We start from the raw sequence: 7,185 nt of genomic DNA on the forward strand, positions 1-7,185 counted from the left end.
AACGCGCCGACACCACCCACGGCACCACAGCACCAGCGGACTCGGGCGGCTCGACCCCGGACACCGGCCCCGGCTCCGCCAGATCCGACGACACCGGCGCCTGCTCCAACACCACATGCGCATTCGTCCCACTGATACCGAACCCGGACACCGCCGCCCGACGCGGACGACCCGTCTCCGGCCACCCACGCTCACTCACCAACAACTCCACCGCACCCGAAGCCCAATCCACCTCCGGCGACGGCTCCTCCACATGCAACGTCCGCGGCAGGACGCCGTGCTGGAGGGCGAGCACGGTCTTGACCACACCCGCGATGCCTGCGGCAGCCTGCGGGTGCCCGATGTTGGACTTCAGCGAACCCAGGTACAGCGGGTCCCCGTCCGCGCGGCCCTGACCATAGGTGGCCAGCAACGCCTGCGCCTCGATCGGGTCACCCAGCGTGGTACCGGTGCCGTGCGCCTCGACGGCGTCCACGTCACCGGTGGTCAGGCCGGCGTTGGCGAGGGCCTGGCGGATGACCCGCTGCTGGGACGGCCCGTTGGGGGCGCTCAGGCCGTTGGACGCACCGTCCTGGTTGGTGGCTGAGCCACGGATGACGGCGAGTACCGGGTGCCCGTTGCGGCGGGCGTCCGACAGGCGTTCCAGGAGGATCACTCCGACGCCCTCGGAGAGGCCGATGCCCTCGGCGTCGCTGGAGAAGGTGCGGCAGCGGCCATCGTGCGAGAGGCCCCGCTGGCGGCTGAAGCCGATGAAGCCCTCGGGGGTGGACATGATGGCCACTCCGCCGGCGAGGGCCATGTCGCACTCGCCCTGCTTCACTGCCTGCGCGGCGAGGTGCAGCGCGGTCAGTGACGACGAGCACGCGGTGTCGACGGTGACGGCCGGGCCTTCGAGGCCGAAGGTGTAGGCGATCCGGCCGGAGACGACGCTGTTGTGGCCTCCGGTGACGAGGTGGCCCTCGTAGCCAACGGGCGCCTGTCCCATGGCCGCCCGGTAGTCCGACGGGTTGGCGCCGATGAAGGTGCCGGTGCGGGTGCCCTTGAGGATCGTGGGGTCGATTCCGGCGTGCTCGATCGCTTCCCAGGACGTCTCCAGCAGCAGCCGCTGCTGCGGATCCATCGCCAGCGCCTCACGCGGCGAGATCCCGAAGAACCCCGCGTCGAAGTCGGCTGCGTCGTGGAGGAAACCACCGTCGCGGGCGTAGGTCTTTCCGGGGGTGGCGGGGTCGGGGTCGTAGAGGCCGTCCAGGTCCCAGCCACGATTCTCAGGGAAGCCGGTGATCGCGTCTCCGCCGTCCCGGAGCAGCTGCCACAGCTCCTCCGGGGTGGTGACACCGCCGGGCAGCCGGCACGCCATGCCGACGATCGCGACCGGCTCGTCGTGGAGCGCGGCGACAGCCGTCACGGCCGGGGCGCCCTGCTCCGGCCGGCCGTCGGCGTCCGGGAAGCAGCGGTCGTGGAGGTGGGCGGCCAACTCGGCGGGGGTCGGGTGGTCGAAGACGACGGTCGCGGGCAGCCGCTCCCCGGTGGCGGCCTTGAGGCGGTTACGGAGGTCGACGGCGGTGAGCGAGTCGAAGCCCAGGTCACGGAAGGCCCGGTCCAGACCCACCTGGTCGGTCGTGGCATGGCCCAGGACGGCTGCGGCCTGGGAACATACCAGGTTGACGAGTTCACGTTCCCGCTCCTCGCGGGGCAGCCCTTCGAGCCTGCGGAGCAGCGTCGCGGCGTCGTGGCCGGTGGCGCCGCCGGGTGCGACGGCATCCGATGCGGTCGCCTCGGGGATCTCCCGTATCAGGGCGCTCGGACGGACCGAGGTGAAGAGGGTGGCGAAGGGCTCCCAGGCGATGTCGGCGATCGCGACGAACGTCTCGTCGTGGTCGAGCGCCTGCCGCAGTCCGGTGCACGCGGCCTCCGGGTCGAGCAGCGGAAGGCCCTGCTGTACGGCGCGGTCGGTGATCGTACGGCGCTCGGTGGCGCTGAGGGAGTCCCAGTCGTTGTACGCGTCCCAGATCCCCCAGGCGATCGACGTGGCAGCGAGGCCTCGTGCGCGGCGGCGTTCGGCGAGAGCGTCCAGGTGGGCGTTGGCCGCGGCGTAGGCCGCGTGGTCGCCGCTGCCCCAGAAGCCGGCGATGGACGAGAAGAGCACGAAGGCGTCCACGTCCTCGCCGAGCAGGGAGTCGAGATGTTCGGCGCCGGCGACCTTGGCCCCCAGGAGCGCGGCGAAGTGGTCGGGGGTCGCGTCGGCGATCGGAGCGAGTTCCGCCTGTACGGCGGCGTGCATGACGGCGCGCACGGGGTCGCCTTGGTCCGCGAGACCGGTGACGAGTGCTTCGACGGCGTCGCGGTCGGCGATGTCGCAGGCCGCTACGGTGACCCGCGCGCCGAGGGCGGTGAGCTCCCGCGCCAGGTCAGCGGCCCCTGGGGCATCGCCGCCGCGCCGGCTGGTGAGGACGAGATGCGGGGCGCCCTCGCGGGCGAGCCACCGTGCCACGTGGGCGCCGAGGGCACCGAGTCCGCCCGTGATGAGCACCGTGCCGTCGGGCCGCCAGCGGCGGGGCGGAGCTGTGCGGACGAGAGAGGCGCGCACCATGCGCCGGGCGAGGACTCCGGTGGCGCGGACGGCGAGCTGGTCCTCCCCGGCCGGCTCCGCGAGGATGCCGCAGAGCCTGCGCAGCGCGCGCTCGTCGGCGGTGTCGGGGAGGTCCACCAGGCCGCCCCAGACGCCGGACTGTTCGAGAGCCGCGACCCGTCCGACACCCCACACCTGCGCCTGTACGGCGCTGGTCAGCGTCTCGGAGGGGCCGGTGGCGACGGCACCCCGGGTGAGGCACCAGAGCGGGGCGGCCATGTCGAGGTCGCGCAGTGCCTGCACGAGGGAGACGGTGCCCGCGAGGCCCGCCGACACCAACGGCTGCGTCTCCGTGGGCGTCTCGTCGAGCGCCCACAGCGACAGCACGCCCCGCAGGTCGTGACGCCCGGTCAGCGCCTCCCGGATGCGCGCGGCGAGCCGAGTCCGGTCCGCGTCGTCCTCCGTGACGGTCAGGGTGACGACGTCGGCGCCCCGCCCACCGAGCATGCGGACGAGGGAGGCGGTCGTGTCGTCATCGCCGGCGGAGTCGGGCACCACGACGATCCAGGTTCCGGACAACACGGGCACGGAAGTGCCGGAAACGGGCCGCCAGGCGGTCTTGTAGCGCCAGGAGTCGATCACGGACTCCTGACGGCCGGCCCGCCGCCAGGACGCCAGAGCCGGAAGCAGAGGCCGCAGATCCTCACCGTCGAGATCCAGCGAAACCGCCAGCGACTCCAGGTCCTCGCGCTCGACGGCCTCCCAGAACCGCTCCTCCACCTCGTCCCGCGACCCACCCGCCGACGCCGGCAGCTCACCCGCCTCCAGCCAGAAACGACTGCGCTGGAACGGATACGTCGGCAGGTCCACCGACGCGGAGCTAGGAGTCAACGGACCGAAATCAACGGGCAGTCCGTGGACGAAGGCCTGCGCCAGCGACGTCACGAACCGCTCAGCGCCTCCGTCGTCCCGACGCAGGGACCCGACCACGGTGGACGCGGACTCCTCCACACCCACGGCGAGAACGGGATGCGCACTGCACTCGACGAAGGCGGTGAGCCCGTCGGCCATCAACGCCTTCGTCGTCGCCTCGAACTCGACCGTCTGCCGCAGATTCCGCACCCAGTAAGCGGCATCCAGAACCTCGGTATCCAGCAGGCCGCCGGTGACCGTGGAATAGAACGGCACCGACGCCGAACGCGGCGCGATCGAGGCCAGGACGTCGAGGAGTTCCTCGCGGATCGACTCGACGTGGGAGGAGTGCGAGGCGTAGTCCACCGCGATACGCCGAACGCGTACCTCCTCACCCTCCAGGACCGTCAGCAGTTCGTCGAGCGCGGAGGGCTCACCGGAAACCACCGTGGAGGAGGGCCCGTTGACGGCGGCGACCGCCAGACGGTCACCGAACCCCTCAACCCGCTCCCGTACCGTCGCGGCAGGCAACGCGATCGACGCCATACCGCCCCGGCCCGCCAACCGTTCACCGATCACCCGGCTGCGCTCCGCGACGATCCGGGCAGCATCCTCCAACGACAACGCACCCGCCACCACAGCCGCAGCGATCTCCCCCTGCGAATGCCCCACCACCGCGGCCGGCACCACACCGAACGACTCCCACAACCGGGCCAGCGACACCATCACCGCCCACGAAGCAGGCTGCACCACATCGACCCGAGCCAGATCCCCGGCCAACTCCACCCGCAGATCCCACTCCACGAACGGCGCAAGCGCATCCGCACACTCACCCAACGCCCGGTCGAACACCGGGAAGGCATCCGCGAGCTCCAGCCCCATCCGCGACCACTGCGCACCCTGACCCGGGAACACGAACACCGGCCGCGCAACCGCACCCGCGACACCCGACACCACACCCGGCTCACCCGCCGCGACCGCGTACAGGCCCGCGAGGAGTTCCTCACGGTCATGGCCCACGACCACCGCGCGATGCTCCAGCCGCGCCCGCGAACGCAACAGGGCGCCGGCGACGGAGAGCAGGTCCTGATCGGCGTCGGTCACGGAGCGCAGGTGGGCGCGCAGCCTCTCGGCGGTGGCGCGCAGGGCGTCGTCCGAGGCGGCCGACAGGACCCACGGGGTCGCTCCCCCGCCCACGGCGGGCTTGGACTGCGCGGGGGCGTCCGTGTGCTCGACGGCTTCGAGGATGACGTGGGCGTTGGTGCCGCTGACGCCGAAGGAGGAGACGCCGGCGCGGCGCGGACGACCCGTCTCCGGCCACTCCCGCGACTCCGTCAACAACGACACGTCCCCCGCGGACCAATCAACATGCGAGGACGGATCGTCCACATGCAACGTCCGCGGCAACACACCATGCCGCATCGCCATCACCATCTTGATCACACCAGCCACACCCGCAGCCGCCTGCGCATGACCGATGTTCGACTTCAACGAACCCAACAGCAGCGCCTCACCCCCCTCACGCCCCTGCCCATACGTCGCCAACAACGCCTGCGCCTCGATCGGATCACCCAACCTCGTCCCCGTACCGTGCGCCTCCACTGCATCCACATCGGTCGGGGACAGACGGGCGCTCTCCAGGGCCTGGCGGATGACTCGCTGCTGGGCGGGGCCGTTGGGGGCGGTGAGCCCGTTGGACGCACCGTCCTGGTTCACCGCCGAACCCCGCACCACCGCCAGCACGCGGTGACCGTTGCGGCGGGCGTCGGAGAGGCGCTCCACGAGAAGGACGCCGACGCCCTCGGCCCAGCCGGTGCCGTCGGCGGCATCGGCGAACGACTTGCAGCGCCCGTCGGTGGCGAGGCCCTGCTGTCGGCTGAACTCGGAGAAGACACTGGGGCTGGAGAGGACGGTGACGCCGCCGGCGAGGGCCATGGTGCACTCGCCCTGACGGAGCGCCTGCGCCGCGAGGTGCAGGGCGACCAGCGACGACGAGCACGCGGTGTCGACGGTCACGGCCGGACCTTCGAGACCCAGGGTGTACGCGACCCGGCCCGAGGCGACACTGCCGGAGGTGCCGGTGGCGAGGTAGCCGCCGACCTCGTCCGGCACGCGGTCGAGGCGACTGGCGTAGTCGTGGTACATGACGCCGGTGAAGACGCCGGTGCGGGTGCCGTTGAGCGAGGTGGGGTCGATCCCGGCCCGCTCCAGCGCCTCCCAGGACGTCTCCAGCAGCAGCCGCTGCTGCGGATCCATCGCCAGCGCCTCACGCGGCGAGATCCCGAAGAACCCCGCGTCGAAGTCAGCTGCGTCGTAGAGGAATCCGCCTTCGCGGACGTACGAGGTGCCGCCGGTCCCGTCGGTGGCTCCGAGCAGGGCGTCCATGTCCCAGCCGCGGTCCGTGGGGAACGGGGACACCGCGTCGACGCCGTCGGCGACGAGTTGCCACAGCTCCTCCGGGGAGCCCACACCGCCGGGAAGGCGGCAGGCCATGCCGACGATGGCGATCGGCTCGTCGACGGCGGAGGCGCGCGCGGCACTCGGCTCCGTGCGCGGCTCCGCACCGCCGTCGAGCAGGGTGCCGATGTGGGTGGCGAGACGGTCCGGTGTCGGGTGGTCGAAGACGGTGGTGGCCGGGAGGCGGAGGCCGGTCGCCGTGTTGAGGCGGTTGCGCAGTTCGACGGCGGCGAGTGAGTCGAAGCCGAGGGCGCGGAAGGGCTGTCCGGCGTCGACGGCGGCCGCCGAGTCGTGGCCGAGCACCGCGCCGGCCTGGGCGCGCACCAGTTCCGTCAGGGTGTGCTCCCGCTGCTCGGGTGTCAGCCCGACGAGCCGGCGCGCGAGGTCGCTGACGGCGGAGGTCCCCCGGGCGGCAGCGGCGGTGGTGCGGCGCCGAGGCCGGGGCGCGTACGCGCGCAGGAGCGGCGACAGCGTTTCGCTGCGGGCGGCGTCGCGCAGGGCGGCACGGTCCAGTACGAGCGGGACGACCGCCGCGTGCGGGGCGTGCAGGGCGGCGTCGAAGAGGGCGAGGCCCTGGGCGGTGGTCATGGGTGCCACGCCGGTCCTGGCGAGGCGCAGCACGTCGCCGCGGTCCAGGTGGCCGGTGAGGCCGCTGGCCTGCTCCCAGTAGCCCCAGGCCAGCGAGACGGCGGGCAGGCCCTCCTGCCGGCGCCGGACGGCGAGTGCGTCGAGGTAGGCGTTGGCGGCCGCGTAGTTGGCCTGGCCTGCGGTGCCGAGGACGCCGGCGGCGGAGGAGAAGAGCACGAAGGCGGAGAGGCCGAGGTGCGCGGTGAGGTCGTGGAGGTGCCGGGCGGCGTCGGACTTGGGGCGGAGCACCTGGTCGACGTGGTCGTCGGTGAGGGAGGTGACGACGGTGTCGGCGAGCGCACCGGCGGTGTGGACGACGGCGGTCAGCGGGTGCGCGGGATCGATGTCGGCGAGGGCCGCGGCGAGGGTCTCGCGGTCGGCTGCGTCGCAGGCGACGATACGCACCCTGGCGCCGCGGGCCGTGAGGTCGCCGGCCAGTTCGGCTGCGCCGGGGGCGTCGGGGCCGCCGCGGCTGAGGAGCAGCAGGTGGCGCACCCCGTGTGCGGTGACGAGGTGCCGGGCGAGGAGGCTGCCGAGGGTGCCGGTGCCGCCGGTGACGAGGACGGTGCCCTCGGCGTCGAAGGGAGTGCCGGTGGTGTCCGGGCCGGCGGGTACGGGGG

General features: G+C 72.7%; 1 protein-coding gene. It reads right to left on the minus strand.

Features of this window, described 5'->3' with window-relative positions; genetic code table 11:
• Positions 1-7,185, minus strand: a 7,185-nt coding sequence (locus tag HET64_RS34340) for a type I polyketide synthase (protein WP_215111164.1), incomplete at both ends; no start/stop codon positions are given.

Source organism: Streptomyces sp. McG3, from assembly GCF_018619185.1.
Classification (GTDB): domain Bacteria; phylum Actinomycetota; class Actinomycetes; order Streptomycetales; family Streptomycetaceae; genus Streptomyces.